A 15,173-nucleotide genomic window follows, 5' to 3' on the forward strand; every position below is an offset into this window, starting at 1 on the left:
ATTGGTCCACTGTAGTGACGCACAGTGACACTGGCCCCATGAACGCGGATCCCCAACACCCCCACACCCGCGAGGCGTTCTACCGCCGAGACCGCAGATCGATCGGCAGAGCCCGGGACTTCACACGCGCGGCGCTGACGGACTGGGATCTCACGTCACGCATGGACGACGTACTCCTCTGTGTAAGCGAACTGGCAACGAACGCGTTGCTCCACGGCGTACCACCCGGACGCGGCTTCGCCCTGCGTCTGATCCTGCACACGGACGGAGTCCTGCGTCTTGAAGTCCACGACAGTGGCCCCGGCGAGGTTCGCGTTCCGGACACACCGCCGGAGTCGGAGCACGGCCGAGGCCTCTTGCTCGTGATGTCACTCGCGGACAAGTGGGGTGTTGGCGAACGACACCCAGGGAAGACGGTGTGGTGCGAGTTCGCGGTGCATACGTGACCTACGGTTCGGCGAGGCGTGGGGCCTGAGCCACCTCCAGGCGGGCGCTCCGCGCCAAGGACATCTGCCGGGCGCCCGGCCCGGGCACCGAGCCGCAGCACACCGAAAACACCCGTGCCAAGCTGAAACGCCTTATGAACCGTGGCATCCTCGCCGAACCCGAGCCCGGCCTGTTCACCCTCGCCCAGCCAGCACCGGTCGCCCCAGAGGCCAACTCAAACTGTGTGGGGTCTCTTAGCAGTCTGGCTCCGCCGCGTGGCCTCGTTGCCACAGTTGCCCGGCACGCAGCAATACGGTGGCGTGCAGCGTCCGCCCGTCGGTCCCGAGATTGGCCGAACATGTCATGGGATGTTCAGGGGAACCGGCGTAAGGACAGCTAGCGTCGACCTTCGCGGGACGACGGCGGAACGGGGACCGCCGTCGGGTCGGGGGAGACTCATGGCGGTTCGCATCCACTTCAGCTCCGACGATCTGGCCCAGGTCCGGGTGGCGACCGAGCCCGATCCTATGTGGGAGGTACTGCTCAGCCTGCACCTCCTGCAGACCCGTGACGGGCCGCTCATCTTCGATGCGTGGCGGCGCAGGGTCTCCGGCCGGCTCACGGCCCCGATGCGCCACCTGCTCACCCTGGCCCCGCCGCGTGGCTACTCGCCGGACTTCCTCACCCCGGCGGCCGCGGCCGGAGGCCTGGAACTGGGGATCGACGCGCTGCTGTCCACCTCCCGACACCGACTGCGCCAGGACCTGACCGAACTGGCCACGGCACAGTCCCTGCCCTCCTGGGCCCGCCGGCTGGCCGAAGGGGACGCCGACATCCTGCGCCACCTCGGGCAGGCGATCTGGTCCTACCACCGCCTGGCGCTCGCCCCGTACTGGCAGCGCCTGCAGGCCGAGACCACCGCGCATGTGGCCGCTCATGTGCGGGCCGCGCACCCGCTTTCCGCCAGCACCCTCGACCGGCTCATGACCGCCCTGCACCCGGGGCTGCGCTGGACCGACCCGGTCCTGACCGTCCACGGTCCGCCCGGTGACTGGGATGTGCACCTCAAGGGGCGCGGCCTGCTCCTGCTCCCCTCCTTCTTCTGCTGGCGCGTCCCCACCGTGCTCAAGGACCCCCTCCTGCCGCCAGTCGTGGTCTACCCGATCGATCACAGCCCCGACACCCTGGCCGGCGACCGCGCCCCCTCTGTCACCCGGCAGAACCTGGTGGCGTTGCTGGGCCGCACCCGCGCCGTGCTGCTGGAGGCGATCGCGACCGGTCGCACCACCTCGGAACTGGCCCGGCACGCCGGTATCACGGCCGCGACGGTCAGCCACCACACGTATGTGCTGAGAGAAGCGGGCCTGATCGTCACCCACCGCATGGGCGGATCCGTACACCACACCCTCACCCCGCTGGGCGCCGGCCTCCTGGGCAGCCGTCCCGTGCCTCCCGCCGCCGGTACCGCACCCATCCACGCGGCACAGCCATGAACCGCCTTCCCGCCTCGCAGAACCCGTACCGCCGACCAGCCCACTTCGAACACCATCGAAAGGCGTGGTCGGCAGGTTCGGGTCACCGGACCATCAGGGGAAGGCCGGCCAAGGGGCGCGGCCGGAAGGAGAACGTCATGTTCGCATCACCAAGGCGCCTCAACGGCCGTATGGCCGGACTGGCCGCCGCGCTCGCCGTGGGAGCCTTCTCCCTCGGCGTCGTCAATCCCGCGTTCGCCGACACGCTCGACAGTGGAACGCCCGATGCGGCGACCAGGACGTCGGTCGTCGCCGGCCAAATCGACCCCGGCATGCACGAGGACGGTCAATATGACCCCGGGATCCACGTGGACGGCTGGCACGACCCCGGGATCCACGTGGACGGCTGGCACGACCCCGGGATCCATGCGGACAACTGGCCCGACCCCGGGATCCACACGGACGGCTTGTCCGACCCCGGGATCCATGTGGCCGGAAACTACGATCCCGGGATCCACGCGGACGGTTGGGTGGACCCCGGCATACACGAGGACGGTACATGGGATCCCGGGATCCACACGGACGGTTGGCAGGACCCCGGGATCCACGCGGCCGGCTGGCCCGAGCCCGGGATCCACACGGACGGCGCCTACGACCCCGGCATACATGCGAACGGCAACGTCGACCCGGGGATCCACACGGACGGCAACATCGACCCCGGGATCTACCCGGGGTCCTAGCTCGGTGCCGGGCGCCTTCGGAGCTGACAAGCAGCATCCGGCCTGGCCCTCTTTCACGCGGGCCAGGCCGGTGAGGTCGTAGGTGAGCTGGGCGAGGATTCCCTCGTCGCCCCAAGCCGCCTCCCTCGTCAGCACGGGGATCGAGAACGCGTAGCAGGGCGGAGACGTCGTGCTCACGTCCGCAAGTCGGAGGCGACTGAGGCCCCGGCCCGCTGAAGACAGCCGAACACGTGAGCGCCCGCCCTCCGCACGGGGGGAGTGAAGGGCGGGCGCGCTCAGCGTGCGGACGCCTGGCAAGGGGCTGAACCCCCGGAGGGTCACGCCTTCTTGATCGCCGAGATGTCGAAGTTCAGCTTGATCTTGTCGGAGACGAGGAAGCCGCCGGTCTCCAGTGCCGCGTTCCAGGTCAGGCCCCACTCGGAGCGCAGGATCTCGGCCTTGCCCTCGAAACCGACGCGCTCGTTGCCGAACGGGTCCTTGGCGGCGCCGTTGAACTCCAGGTCGATGCTGATCGGCTTGGTCACGCCGAGGATGGAGAGGTCACCGGTGATGCGGTAGTCGTCGCCGCCCAGGGCCTCCGCCTTGGTGGAGCGGAAGGTCATCGTCGGGAACTCGTCGGTCTTGAAGAAGTCCGAGGACTTCAGGTGACCGTCCCGGTCGGCGTTGCCGGTCTCTACGCTCTCCATCTTGACGTCGATGGAGGCGGTGGACCTGGTGGGGTCCTCACCGTCCAGGTGCAGGGTGCCGTCGAAGTCCAGGAAGCTGCCCTTGACGTTGGTGACCATCGCGTGGCGCGCCACGAAACCGATCGTCGTGTGCGCCGGGTCGAGCGTGTAGTCGCCGGTCAGCGCGGCCAGGCCGGGGGTGACGGCGGCGGGGGCCGAGGCGGGGGCGGGGGTGCTTTCCTTACGGCTGAAGATACCCATGATGTGCTCCTTGGGGACGGGCCGCGGCCGGCGATGCCGAAGCCGCGAGGCTTTCTGTTTAACGTTCAACGAACCCAACGACTCCGACCGTAGACCTATTCCGTACGGTTTTCAACATCATCCGGAACGTGTTTTCACGGTAACCGGGAGTCACCATGCGCGCCCTCTGGCGGACGCGCCGAGCGCTCGGGCACCATCTGCGTGCACCACCTGCTCAGCCGGCCTGCAGGAAACACAGCCATCAGCAGGGAAGGGTCCGCATGAAGGCCACCAAGGTCATGAACCCGGGGCGGTGACCGGCGACATGGGCACGACCGGACCGACGCGGCGCGTGTTCCTGCTGGCCGCCGCCCTCACCGCCGCCCCGGCGCCCCCGGCCCGCGCGGCCGACGACCCCTACGACACCCTCCGCCGCCGCTGGCTCGACATCGCCCTCGGCAGCGGATACGACCCGGCCGCCGAGCCGTACGCCTCCCGGCTCGCCCAACTCGGGATGCTGGGCCGGGATTTCCGGGCCACCATGGCCCCCGCGCCCGCCTCCCTGTGGCCCGGCCATCCCTTCGACCCGCCCTCCGGCATCACCTTCAGCTACGGCCGTCTGTGGACCATGGCCCAGGCCTACGTCCAGCCCGGCACCGGCTCCACCGGCGACGACACCCTCCTCGCCGACGTGCTGCGCGGCCTCGACCACCTCTCCGCCACGGTCTACAGCCCGGCCACCACCCGCTACGGCAACTGGTGGGAATGGCAGATCGGCAGCCCCCGGCTCCTCGTGGACCTCACGGCCACCCTGTACGACCACCTCGGCGAGAGCCGGATCGCGGCCGCCTGTGCCGCCGTCGACCACTTCGTCCCCGACGCGCTGCTCACCGACTACTCCGGCACCTCCACCGGCGCCAACCGCGTCGACCTGTGCCGCTCCGTCACCCTGCGCGGCATCCTCGGCCGGGCCGCCGACCGCATCGCGCTCGCCCGGGACGCCCTCTCGCCCGTCTTCCCGTACGTCACCCGGGGCGACGGCCTCTACGCCGACGGCTCCTTCGTGCAGCACACCTGGGTCGCCTACTCCGGGACGTACGGACAGGTCCTGCTCGACGGCCTCGGGCGGCTGTTCGCCCTGCTCGCCGGGTCGCCGTGGGAGGTGGCCGACCCGGCCCGGCAGAACGTCCTGGACAGCGTCGAGCACGCCTACGTCCCGCTGATCCACGACGGGTTGGTCATGGACTGCGTCAACGGCCGTGCCATCAGCCGGGGTTACCTGCGCAGCGACGACCTGCACATCATGCGCAGCGACCACTACCACGGCCAGGGCCTGATCGCGGCCATCGCCCTCCTCGCGGGCGGTGCGAGCACGGCGGAGCGGGAGCGGTGGTACGGGCGGATCAAGGACTGGATCCAACGGGACACCGTGACACCGATCCTGACGGCAGATCAGTTCGGTGTGGCCGACCTCGCCCGGCTGCACGCCGTCGCCGAGTCGGCCGTACCCGCGCGCCCGGAACCCGTCGGGCACCGGCTCTTTCCGGCCATGGACCGGGCCGTCCACCGGCGCCCCCGCTTCACCGCCGCGCTCTCCCTGGCCAGCGACCGCATCGCGCACTACGAATGCGGCAACGGCGAGAACCCGCGCGGCTGGCACACCGGCTCCGGGATGCTCAGCTGGTGGCCGGCCGGCATGAGCGGCCGGTCGGATCGGTCGGATCGGTCCGATCGGTCCGATCAGTACACAGACTGGTTCTGGCCGACCGTGGACTGGTACCGCCTCCCCGGCACCACGGTGTCGACCAAGCGCCTGGCCGACCGGGCCGGCGGCGAGTGGGGCGCCCCGAAGCCCGACGTCCGCTGGGTCGGCGGCACGAGCGACGGCGAGTTCGCGGCGGTCGGCCAGCATCTGAAGGGGCTCGACTCGACGCTCCAGGCCCGGAAGTCCTGGTTCTTCCTCGCCGACGCGATCGTCTGCCTCGGCGCCGGGATCAGCTGCGCCGACGGCGTCCCGGTCGAGACGGTCGTGGACAACCGCAACCTCGGCGAGGGCGGCACCCAGGCCTTCGCCCGCGGCCCCGGCTGGGCCCATCTGGAGGGGCACGGTGGCTGGATCCTGCCCTGCGGCGGCGCCCTGCGCACGCTCCGCGAGGACCGCACCGGCGCCTGGTCCGACATCAACACCACCAGCACGACCGAGCGGCGCACCCGCCGCTGGCAGACCCTCTGGCTCGACCACGGCACCGACCCGGCCGACGCCGCCTACGTCTACGTCCTGCTGCCCGGCGCCGCCTGCCACGAGGTCGCCGCCCGGGCCGCCGACCGTCACTGGCTGTGCGTCCTCGCCAACGACGCCCGCCGTCAGGCCGTCGCCGTGCCCTCGCTCGGCCTGACCGCCGCCAATCTGTGGGAGGCGGGTACGGTGGGTGAGCTGACCGTCTCCGCCGGAGCGAGCGTGCTCGTCCGGCGGCGGGGCCGGACCGCTACGCTCTGTGTCAGCGAGCCGCCCCGCACGGGCGCGCCGCTGGAGATCGTCTGGGACCGTCCCGTGCGCTCGGTCCTGCGCGCCGACGACACCGTCGACGTCCTCTCGACGGAGGGCCGTCTGAGGCTCCGTGTCACTCCAGGGATGGCATGTGGAACCCATGAATGCGCGGTGACCCTCGCATGACGCCTTTGTGGGCTCCTCACAACGCCGACGCCCCCTGAGCAGTCGGAAGGGCTGCAAGGCTCTGAGGTTCTGTTCAGTGGTACCAGGAAAACGGGCTGGAGACTGTACGGAGTCGACGGCTCGCTTTCCTTGGTGTCCTTCGTATGGTCGCTACATGACCGTTTTGGAAGAGACGACGGGTGAGCCGGCCGGCGAGCCGACGGACGCGCGCGGAAGGGTCGCCGAGCTGCACGGGATCCGTGCGCAGGCCGTGGCAGGCCCCAGCGAGAAGGCGACCGAGGCGCAGCACGCCAAGGGCAAGCTGACCGCGCGGGAGCGCATCGAGCTGCTCCTGGACCCGGGGTCTTTCCAAGAGGTCGAGCAGCTGCGCCGGCACCGGGCGACCGGGTTCGGCCTGGAGGCGAAGAAGCCGTACACCGACGGTGTGATCACCGGCTGGGGCACGGTGGAGGGCCGCACGGTCTTCGTCTACGCCCACGACTTCCGGATCTTCGGCGGTGCGCTGGGCGAGGCCCACGCCACGAAGATCCACAAGATCATGGACATGGCCATCGCGGCCGGTGCTCCGCTGGTCTCCCTGAACGACGGTGCGGGCGCCCGTATCCAGGAGGGCGTCTCCGCCCTCGCGGGTTACGGCGGCATCTTCCAGCGCAACACGAAGGCCTCGGGTGTCATCCCGCAGATCTCCGTGATGCTGGGCCCGTGCGCCGGCGGTGCCGCGTACTCCCCGGCGCTGACGGACTTCGTGTTCATGGTCCGCGAGACCTCCCAGATGTTCATCACCGGCCCGGACGTGGTCAAGGCGGTGACGGGCGAGGAGATCACCCAGAACGGGCTCGGCGGCGCCGACGTCCACGCGGAGACCTCCGGCGTCTGCCACTTCGCGTACGACGACGAGGAGACCTGCATCGCCGAGGTGCGCTACCTCCTGTCGCTGCTGCCGCAGAACAACCGCGAGAACCCGCCCCGGGTGGACTCCGGCGACCCGGTGGACCGCCGCAGCGACATCCTCCTCGACCTGGTCCCGGCGGACGGCAACCGGCCGTACGACATGGCCAAGGTCATCGAGGAGATCGTCGACGACGGCGAGTACCTGGAGGTCCACGAGCGCTGGGCGCGGAACATCATCTGCGCGCTGGCCCGGCTGGACGGCCAGGTGGTCGGCATCATCGCCAACCAGCCCCAGGTACTGGCCGGTGTCCTGGACATCGAGGCGAGCGAAAAAGCTGCGCGCTTTGTCCAGATGTGTGACGCTTTCAATGTCCCGATCGTGACCTTCCTGGACGTACCGGGGTTCCTCCCCGGTGTGGACCAGGAGCACGGCGGAATCATCCGCCACGGCGCGAAGCTGCTGTACGCCTACTGCAACGCGACCGTGCCGAGGATTTCGCTCATCCTGCGCAAGGCGTACGGAGGTGCCTACATCGTCATGGACTCCCAGTCGATCGGCGCCGACCTCACCTACGCCTGGCCCACCAACGAGATCGCCGTGATGGGCGCCGAGGGCGCGGCCAACGTCATCTTCCGCCGTCAGATCGCCGAGGCCGAGGACCCCGAGGCGATGCGGCAGAAGATGGTGAAGGAGTACAAGGCCGAGCTGATGCACCCGTACTACGCGGCCGAGCGCGGCCTGGTGGACGACGTCATCGACCCTGCCGAAACCCGCGAAGTCCTGGTCAAGTCCCTGGCGATGCTGCAGTCCAAGCACGCCGACCTGCCCTCCCGCAAGCACGGCAACCCCCCGCAGTAACCGAGCGGACCCGCCGCGGCAACCCCGCGGACCTCTCATCCACGGAGACTGACATCCATGAACACGCCTGACATCCGGGTCGAGAAGGGCCACGCCGACCCCGAGGAAGTCGCCGCCATCACGGCCGTCCTTCTGGCCCGCGCGGCCGCCCAGCCTGCGGCACCGGCCCACCGTGGCCGTCCCAAGGCCAAGGCCGGCTGGCGCCGGCTGGAGCGCGAGCCCGGCTTCCGGGCGCCGCACAGCTGGCACTGAGTTTTTGCGCGTGACCTGGGCCCCGCCTCTCCTTCGGGAGGGCGGGGCCCAGGTGTGTCCGGGCCCTGGTGTGCCGGGCCGCCGGGTACGGCGAAGGGGCCCTCTCCGTGCGGAGAAGGCCCCTTGGGCAAGGCAGTTGGCTAGCGAAGGCGCGCCATCAGAGCGTGCTCCACGAGCGTGATCAGCGCCGACTTGGCGTCCGCGCGGTGGCGGGCGTCCGTCGTGATGATCGGGGTGTCGGGGCCGATCTGCAGGGCTTCGCGGACCTCGTCCGGGTTGTAGGGCTGGTTGCCGTCGAAGCCGTTGAGGGCGATGACGAAGGGCAGGCCCGAGTTCTCGAAGTAGTCGACCGCGGGGAAGCAGTCGGCCAGGCGCCGGGTGTCGACCAGGACGATCGCGCCGATCGCGCCACGCACCAGGTCGTCCCACATGAACCAGAAGCGGTCCTGACCGGGCGTACCGAAGAGGTACAGGATCAGGTCCTGGTCCAGGGTGATACGGCCGAAGTCCATCGCCACCGTGGTGGTGGTCTTGTCCCCGGTGTGGGTGAGGTCGTCGATGCCGGCCGACGCGGACGTCATGACGGCCTCTGTGCGCAGCGGGTTGATCTCCGAGACGGCGCCGACGAACGTGGTCTTGCCCACGCCGAAGCCGCCCGCCACCACGATCTTCGCGGAGGTGGTGGAGCGGGAAGGACCGCCGCTAGAGCTTGCGAAGTCCACTGAGCACCCTTTCGAGCAGTGTCACGTCTGGCTGGCCACCGGCGTTCTCGTCGCCGCCGGGCTGATGGATGGCGACCAGGCCCGCCTCCGCCAAGTCGGCGACGAGAATCCTGGCCACGCCGAGGGGGATCGTGAGCAGGGCCGAGACTTCGGCCACCGACTTGATCTCCCGGCACAGGTTGCAGATCCGCTGATGCTCGGGCAACTGGCCCTGCATCTGGTGCGGAGCAGCGGTGGTGTGCACCAGTGCCTCGATGGCGAGCTGGTAGCGCGGGCGGGTCCGGCCGCCGGTCATGGCGTACGGACGCACCAGGGGGTTGTTGGATGCCGTAGCCGGCGCCGGCTCGGGGCGGCGCTGGGGCTGAACCGGCTGGATCCGCGGGGCCGGCGGCTGGTCGTACGGCGACGGGCCGGGACCCTGCGGCGCGTACGGCTGCCGGTGGCTCGGAGCGGAGGGGAAGTTGTACCGGTTCGCCGAACCGTCGCCCTGGCCCTGGGCAGGGCCGTACGACCAGTTGCCCGAAGACGAACCGCCTGGGGGTGTTGCCACTTTCTCCTCCTCCGACTGTGCCGGGCACCCATACGTGTGGAGCCGCGTCCCGAAACCTTACGGCCCCGGGACGCGTATACGCACCGTTCGTCTGTTAGTTGAGAAGGCTTCCCTGGAGCTCCGCGCGGAGATCCGGGGTGAGGACCGTGCCCGCGCGGTCCACCAGAAGTGCCATCTCGTACCCGATGAGGCCGATGTCCGCCTCCGGGTGGGCCAGAACCGCGAGTGACGAACCGTCGGATACGGACATGATGAAGAGGAATCCCCGCTCCATCTCCACAACCGTCTGGTTCACACTGCCGCCCTCGAAGATGCGGGAGGCGCCTGCCGTCAGAGACGTCAGACCGGAGGCGACGGCCGCGAGCTGGTCGGCGCGGTCGCGGGGGAAGCCTTCGGACATCGCCAGAAGGAGTCCGTCGGCGGAGACCACCACCGTGTGGGACACCCCCGGGGTGTTGTCCACGAAGTTGGTGATCAACCAGTTCAGGTTCTGTGCCGCCTGGCTCATCGGGCTCACACTAACGCTCCTGGTTGTAGGTGCTGTCAGGACCGAAGCCCTGGCCGTTCGTTTCACTGCCTGCGTTGCGTCCGCGCTGGACGCCTCGACGCAGGTTGCTCAGCCTGCCCCGGACGTCCTCCGGGGCGCGGGAGACCTGTGGGCCTCCCTGAGGGGTGCTCTCGGCGGTGCCCTCGACCAGATTGGCCTTGGGTACCCGCCGCGGCAGGCCGGAGGAGGTGACCCCGCCCGCCTTGGGCTTCCGGAGCTGCGCGGCCTGCTGCCACCGCTCGTCGTTCGCCGAGCGCCAGCTGCTGTCGCCGTTCTGCCCCGAGGAGTTCCCCGGTGCGGGGGCCGGCGCTCCCTGCTGCACGCGCGCCGTGCCGTTCGGGGCACTCGGGCCGTTGGAGCCGCTCGGGGCGGATCCGCGGCGGGGCAGCCCGGCGTCGGTCAGCCCGTGGGCGGCGGGAGAGGCCGGTCCCGGACGGTCGAAGCCTACGCGGTTCCGCTCACCTGCGTCACCGGCCTGCGACGATTCCGCTTCCGGAGCGTACTGGGCCGGATAGCCGTTCTGGTAGCCGTCCTGCTGCGGCTGCTGCGGCCAGTCGTCCTGGTAGGTCCGGCCCTCGTAGGAGCCGAATCCGTCGGACGCGGAGGCGTGCGTGGGCGCGTGCTCCTCCTGCGCCGGCTCCGCAAACGCCGGCTCGGGGTAGCCGCCGTCGGGGGCGAGGCCGTCGCTCTGCGGCAGACCGCCGTTCGGCGCGTAGTACTGGTCGTCGTACGACTTCTCGTACGACTCCTCGTACGACGTGGGCTGCTGCTCCTCGTACGGCTGTCCCGCGTACGCCTGCTGCGGCGGCTCCTGGTACGCCGGCTGCTCGGGGTAGCCCGTGCTGCTGCCGTCGTAGCCCCGCTGCCCGTCGAACTCGTCCCGGAACGCGGGCTGCTCGGCGGACTCCTGCTGCGGCTGGCCCGGCTGCTGGCCGTGGGACTGCGCCTCCAGGGCCGCGCGGCGTCCCTCGCGCATCAGCGAGCGGCCGACGGGGTCCAGGTCGCGCAGGTCGTCGGGGACCTCCGTGTACCGGCTGTCGTCGAAGCCGAGTTCGGCGGCGGTGCGCATCGGCTGCACCTGGCCGAAGTTCTCACCCTGGAACTGCTGCTCCGGGATGATCTGCGAGACGGTGAACTCCTCGCGGTCCAGCGGCGCCTCGCCGCCACCGCCGTGGGTGATCGCGTCCGGCAGCATGACCAGGGAGGTCGTGCCGGCCTGCTCGCCCGAGGGGCGCAGCTGGACGCGGATGCCGTGGCGGTCGGAGAGGCGGCCGACCACGAAGAGGCCCATGCGCTGGGAGATGGCGGCGTCCACCGTCGGCGGGTTGGCCAGCTTGTGGTTGATGTCCGCGAAGTCCTCGGCGGTCAGGCCGATGCCCTTGTCGTGGATCTCGATCATCACGCGGCCGTCGGGCAGACGGGTCGCGGTGACGCGGACCTTGGTCTGCGGGGAGGAGAACGTGGTGGCGTTCTCCAGCAGCTCGGCGAGCAGGTGCACGAGGTCGGTCACGGCGCGGCCGTGGATGTCGGCCTCCGGCACGCCGGACAGCTCGATGCGCTCGTACTGCTCCACCTCGGAGGAGGCGGCACGCAGCACGTCGACCAGCGGGACCGGCTGGTCCCAGCGGCGGCCGGGCTCCTCGCCCGCGAGGACCAGGAGGTTCTCGCCGTTGCGGCGCATACGGGTCGCGAGGTGGTCCAGGCGGAAGAGGTTCTCCAGCTGGTCCGGGTCGGCCTCGTTGTTCTCCAGGTCGGTGATCAGGGTCAGCTGGCCCTCGATCAGCGACTGGTTGCGGCGCGAGAGGTTGGTGAAGATCGCGTTGATGTTGCCCCGCAGCAGGGCCTGCTCGGCGGCGAGCCGGACGGCCTCGCGGTGGACCTGGTCGAAGGCGCGGGCGACCTCGCCGATCTCGTCGGTCGAGTTGATCGGGATCGGCGCCACCCGGGTGTCGACCCGGCCCGGGTCGGTGCGGGAGAGCTGGTCGACCAGCATCGGCAGGCGCTGCTCGGCGATGCCGAAGGCGGCGTTGCGCAGCTGGCGCATCGAGCGGCTCATCTGCCGGGCCACGGCACCGGCCAGGATGAACGCGAGGAGCAGGGCCACGACGACCACGGCACCGGTGATGATCGCGGAGGTCTTGGCGTCGTCGGCGATGCTCGACGCCTCGTTCACGGCCTTGTCGGCCATGTCCGACTCGATCGTGCGGTAGGCGTTGAACTTGAGGGTGTTGACCGCGTACCAGTTCTCCGCGGTGATGCCGTGCAGCGCCAGCTGCTGGCGTGCGGCGGGGTCCGTGGACTCCAGCGTGGCGAGCGCGGCCACCATCTTCTTCGGGTCCGGCGGCGCCACGTAGTTCGGGGTCTTGGCCTTGGCTTCCTGGACCATGGCCGCGGCCTTGGTCTGGATGTCCTTCTTCTGCTGGTCGAGCTTGTCCGCGTCGGCCTGGGTACCACCGCCCAGGTACTCCTCGACGGCGATGCCCTCGAGATAGGCGTACGAGGACAGGGACACCCGCTGGCTCGCCAGGTTGGGGGCGTCCGGACCCGGCTTCACCAGCAGGTGCGTGCCGATGGAGCGCTCCAGCGACAGCGCCGCCTTGGTGAGCGAGATGGCGTAGACGGTACGGCCGTAGGAGGTGATGTTTCCGGTGCCCAGGCCCAGCTCGTTGGCGAACTCCATCAGCGGGTGGGCGACCTTGACGTAGCCCTCCTCGGTCTGCACACCGGTGAACTTGGAGGTGTACGCGCCCGCACGCAGCGTGCGCAGGAAGGGCTCGGTCTCGCGGAACAGCTTCAGCCGGCGCTCCAGGCCGGACTTGTCCGGCATGTTCTGCGCGGCCTGGTCGAAGGCGTCGGCGGCCTGGTCGGTGGCGGCGCGGGCCTGGCTGACGGTCTGCTTGTCCTCGGGGGACTGGCTCTTGCCCTTCAGCAGGGGCGCGGCCGTGATGTCCCGTTCCTTGTAGAGGGCGTCGGCGTAGGACAGGGAGGCCCGCACCAGGCGCGCGGTGTTCTCCGCGTCCTGGGCGTCCTGCCAGGTGTCGATCGAGTTCTTCACCTGGAAGCCGCCCATGACGAGGCCGACCGCCACGGGTATGAGCAGAATCGCGTTCAGCCTGGTCGGCACGCGCCAGTTGCGCGGGGAGAAGCGGCCGCCGCTCTTCGCGGGTGCGGCCGCCGGCTCCGAACCGGGCACAGGGGAGGGCGCCGCAGCGCGCGGCGGCGGGGTGAAGTTGCCCCGCGCCGACGGCTCGGGACCGTTCTTGCTTCGCCTCACTCGACCAACAACCTCTCGGCGGTCGGCACCTTCGTCGTGCCGCAGTCTCTCAGAGCCCGGTTCGTCATCGACCCCTCGGTAGGTACGTCTTTGACTATTGGGCAGTTCAGGCATTCCAGCACGTGGACCAGCGCACTTCCAAACACCGGAAACCCGTGAGCGGCACCGTTGTAAGCCCTAGATAAAACGGTCATAAAGAGCGAGCCCCGTCAAAAGGCGGGGCGTTTGTGAGCACAGCGGTACCGCTCGACCGCGTCGCGTGGTGACGCCGGGCGATTCCTCTGCCGAACTGTTATGAACACCGGAGCCGACCGTGTCAAAGGCCACAGTCGGCTCCGCCGGGTTTACGACAACTGCCGTACGGCACGTCGCACTTGAGTGCTACCGCAGGCGCGCCATCAGGGCGTGCTCCACGAGCGTGATCAGCGCACTCTTGGCGTCCGCGCGATGCCGGGCGTCCGTCGTGATGATCGGCGCGTCCGGACCGATCTGCAGGGCTTCGCGCACTTCATCGGGGGTATACGGCTGGTGGCCGTCGAAGCCGTTGAGGGCGATGACGAACGGCAGACCGCTGTTCTCGAAGTAGTCCACGGCCGGGAAGCAGTCGGCGAGGCGCCGGGTGTCCACGAGCACCACCGCGCCGATCGCGCCACGCACCAGGTCGTCCCACATGAACCAGAAGCGGTCCTGACCGGGCGTACCGAAGAGGTACAGGATCAGGTCCTGGTCCAGGGTGATACGGCCGAAGTCCATCGCCACCGTGGTGGTGGTCTTGTCCCCGGTGTGGGTGAGGTCGTCGATGCCGGCCGACGCGGACGTCATGACGGCCTCTGTGCGCAGCGGGTTGATCTCCGAGACGGCGCCGACGAACGTGGTCTTGCCCACGCCGAAGCCGCCCGCCACCACGATCTTCGCGGAGGTGGTGGCCCGGCCCGCGTCAGAGCTTGCGAAGTCCACTGAGCACCCTTTCGAGCAGCGTCACGTCCGGAGCGCCACCGTTGTTCTCGTCGCCACCCGGCTGGTGGACGGCGACCAGGCCGGCCTCGGCGAGGTCGGCCACCAGGATCCGGGCCACACCGAGCGGCATGGCCAGCAGCGCGGAGACCTCCGCGACCGACTTGACCTCACGGCACAGGTGGCAGATGCGCTGGTGCTCCGGGAGCAGTCCCATGAGCGCTGCCGGGTCGGCCGTGGTGCTGATCAGCGCCTCGATGGCGAGCTGATAGCGCGGCCGGGTCCGGCCACCGGTCATCGCGTACGGCCGTACCAGCGGCTGGTCGCCCTCGTCCCCGTACGGCTCGGCGTACGGATCATGAGAGGCGGTGGGCGGGGTCATGAATCCTCCGGGGCGGGACAGCAAGTCGGTCAGTCAAGCCGTCTGACGGGGCCGTGGGGGGATTGTGGCGGCCGGACGGTGTTTTGGTGAGGTGGGTGGTGCCGGGGCGGGTCAGTGAAGCAGACTGCCCTGGAGTTCGGCGCGCAGGTCCGGGGTGAGTACCGCACCCGCGCGGTCGACGAGCAGTGCCATCTCGTAGCCGACGAGACCGATGTCGCACTCGGGGTGGGCCAGGACCGCGAGGGACGACCCGTCCGAGATGGACATCAGGAAGAGGAAACCGCGCTCCATCTCGACGACCGTCTGTGCCACGGTGCCGCCCTCGAAGATCCGGGACGCCCCGGCCGTGAGAGAGGTCAACCCGGACGCGACGGCCGCCAGCTGGTCGGCGCGGTCCCGCGGGAAGCCTTCGGACATCGCCAGCAGAAGGCCGTCGGCGGAGACCACCACCGTGTGCGACACCCCGGGGGTGTTGTCCACGAAGTTGGTGATCAACCAGTTCAGGTTCTGTGCCGCCTGGCTCAT

General features: G+C 69.8%; 14 protein-coding genes. 6 read left to right on the top strand and 8 right to left on the bottom strand.

Annotated features, from left to right (window positions below; genetic code table 11):
* Positions 1–38: 38 nt before the first annotated feature.
* The 3 genes from ACZ5DS_RS14770 to ACZ5DS_RS14780 all read left to right on the top strand — a co-directional run bounded on the left by ACZ5DS_RS14770 (position 39) and on the right by ACZ5DS_RS14780 (position 2,638).
* Positions 39–446, top strand: coding sequence for an ATP-binding protein (locus tag ACZ5DS_RS14770; RefSeq protein ID WP_468237733.1), 408 nt, complete (start codon positions 39–41; stop codon positions 444–446).
* Between the two features lie 438 nt (positions 447–884).
* Positions 885–1,919, top strand: coding sequence for an ArsR/SmtB family transcription factor (locus tag ACZ5DS_RS14775; RefSeq protein ID WP_468237736.1), 1,035 nt, complete (start codon positions 885–887; stop codon positions 1,917–1,919).
* Positions 1,920–2,056: 137 nt separating this feature from the next.
* Positions 2,057–2,638 (top strand): hypothetical protein, encoded by a 582-nt coding sequence (locus tag ACZ5DS_RS14780; RefSeq protein WP_468238251.1) that lies wholly within the window; start codon positions 2,057–2,059, stop codon positions 2,636–2,638.
* Between the two features lie 317 nt (positions 2,639–2,955).
* Here ACZ5DS_RS14780 and ACZ5DS_RS14785 read toward each other — a convergent pair whose 3' ends face one another.
* The gene (locus ACZ5DS_RS14785) at positions 2,956–3,564 is read right to left on the bottom strand and encodes a YceI family protein (RefSeq protein ID WP_468237738.1); all 609 of its coding nucleotides are present in this window, start codon (positions 3,562–3,564) and stop codon (positions 2,956–2,958) included.
* Positions 3,565–3,868: 304 nt separating this feature from the next.
* Here ACZ5DS_RS14785 and ACZ5DS_RS14790 point away from each other — a divergent pair, with 304 nt between their 5' ends.
* The 3 genes from ACZ5DS_RS14790 to ACZ5DS_RS14800 all read left to right on the top strand — a co-directional run bounded on the left by ACZ5DS_RS14790 (position 3,869) and on the right by ACZ5DS_RS14800 (position 8,219).
* Positions 3,869–6,217: a polysaccharide lyase 8 family protein gene (locus ACZ5DS_RS14790; protein ID WP_468237741.1), complete on the top strand. Its 2,349-nt coding sequence runs from the start codon at positions 3,869–3,871 to the stop codon at positions 6,215–6,217.
* 154 nt (positions 6,218–6,371) lie between these two features.
* Positions 6,372–7,967 carry an acyl-CoA carboxylase subunit beta gene (locus tag ACZ5DS_RS14795; protein WP_468237743.1) on the top strand — a complete coding sequence of 532 codons (1,596 nt, stop codon included), beginning with the start codon at positions 6,372–6,374 and terminating at the stop codon, positions 7,965–7,967.
* Positions 7,968–8,024: 57 nt separating this feature from the next.
* Positions 8,025–8,219: an acyl-CoA carboxylase subunit epsilon gene (locus tag ACZ5DS_RS14800; protein ID WP_468237746.1), complete on the top strand. Its 195-nt coding sequence runs from the start codon at positions 8,025–8,027 to the stop codon at positions 8,217–8,219.
* A 140-nt stretch (positions 8,220–8,359) separates the two neighbouring features.
* On the opposite strand, the gene ACZ5DS_RS14805 is transcribed toward ACZ5DS_RS14800, so the two are convergent.
* The 7 genes from ACZ5DS_RS14805 to ACZ5DS_RS14835 form a co-directional block, all read right to left on the bottom strand.
* On the bottom strand, positions 8,360–8,941 hold the full coding sequence (locus ACZ5DS_RS14805) for a GTP-binding protein (RefSeq protein WP_026248371.1): 582 nt from the start codon (positions 8,939–8,941) through the stop codon (positions 8,360–8,362).
* Complete coding sequence (locus tag ACZ5DS_RS14810; RefSeq protein ID WP_393749278.1) at positions 8,922–9,491, bottom strand: DUF742 domain-containing protein; 570 nt, start codon at positions 9,489–9,491, stop codon at positions 8,922–8,924. The genes ACZ5DS_RS14805 and ACZ5DS_RS14810 overlap by 20 nt, the downstream gene beginning before the upstream one ends.
* 94 nt (positions 9,492–9,585) lie before the next feature.
* On the bottom strand, positions 9,586–9,999 hold the full coding sequence (locus tag ACZ5DS_RS14815; RefSeq protein WP_005479603.1) for a roadblock/LC7 domain-containing protein: 414 nt from the start codon (positions 9,997–9,999) through the stop codon (positions 9,586–9,588).
* A gap of 10 nt (positions 10,000–10,009) precedes the next feature.
* Complete coding sequence (locus ACZ5DS_RS14820; RefSeq protein ID WP_468237751.1) at positions 10,010–13,312, bottom strand: nitrate- and nitrite sensing domain-containing protein; 3,303 nt, start codon at positions 13,310–13,312, stop codon at positions 10,010–10,012.
* Positions 13,313–13,693: 381 nt separating this feature from the next.
* Positions 13,694–14,269 carry a GTP-binding protein gene (locus ACZ5DS_RS14825; RefSeq protein ID WP_067046109.1) on the bottom strand — a complete coding sequence of 192 codons (576 nt, stop codon included), beginning with the start codon at positions 14,267–14,269 and terminating at the stop codon, positions 13,694–13,696.
* Positions 14,250–14,648 carry a DUF742 domain-containing protein gene (locus ACZ5DS_RS14830; RefSeq protein ID WP_067301228.1) on the bottom strand — a complete coding sequence of 133 codons (399 nt, stop codon included), beginning with the start codon at positions 14,646–14,648 and terminating at the stop codon, positions 14,250–14,252. The genes ACZ5DS_RS14825 and ACZ5DS_RS14830 overlap by 20 nt, the downstream gene beginning before the upstream one ends.
* A gap of 111 nt (positions 14,649–14,759) precedes the next feature.
* Complete coding sequence (locus ACZ5DS_RS14835) at positions 14,760–15,173, bottom strand: roadblock/LC7 domain-containing protein (protein WP_037654657.1); 414 nt, start codon at positions 15,171–15,173, stop codon at positions 14,760–14,762.

Source organism: Streptomyces sp. NPDC031100 (assembly GCF_055570785.1).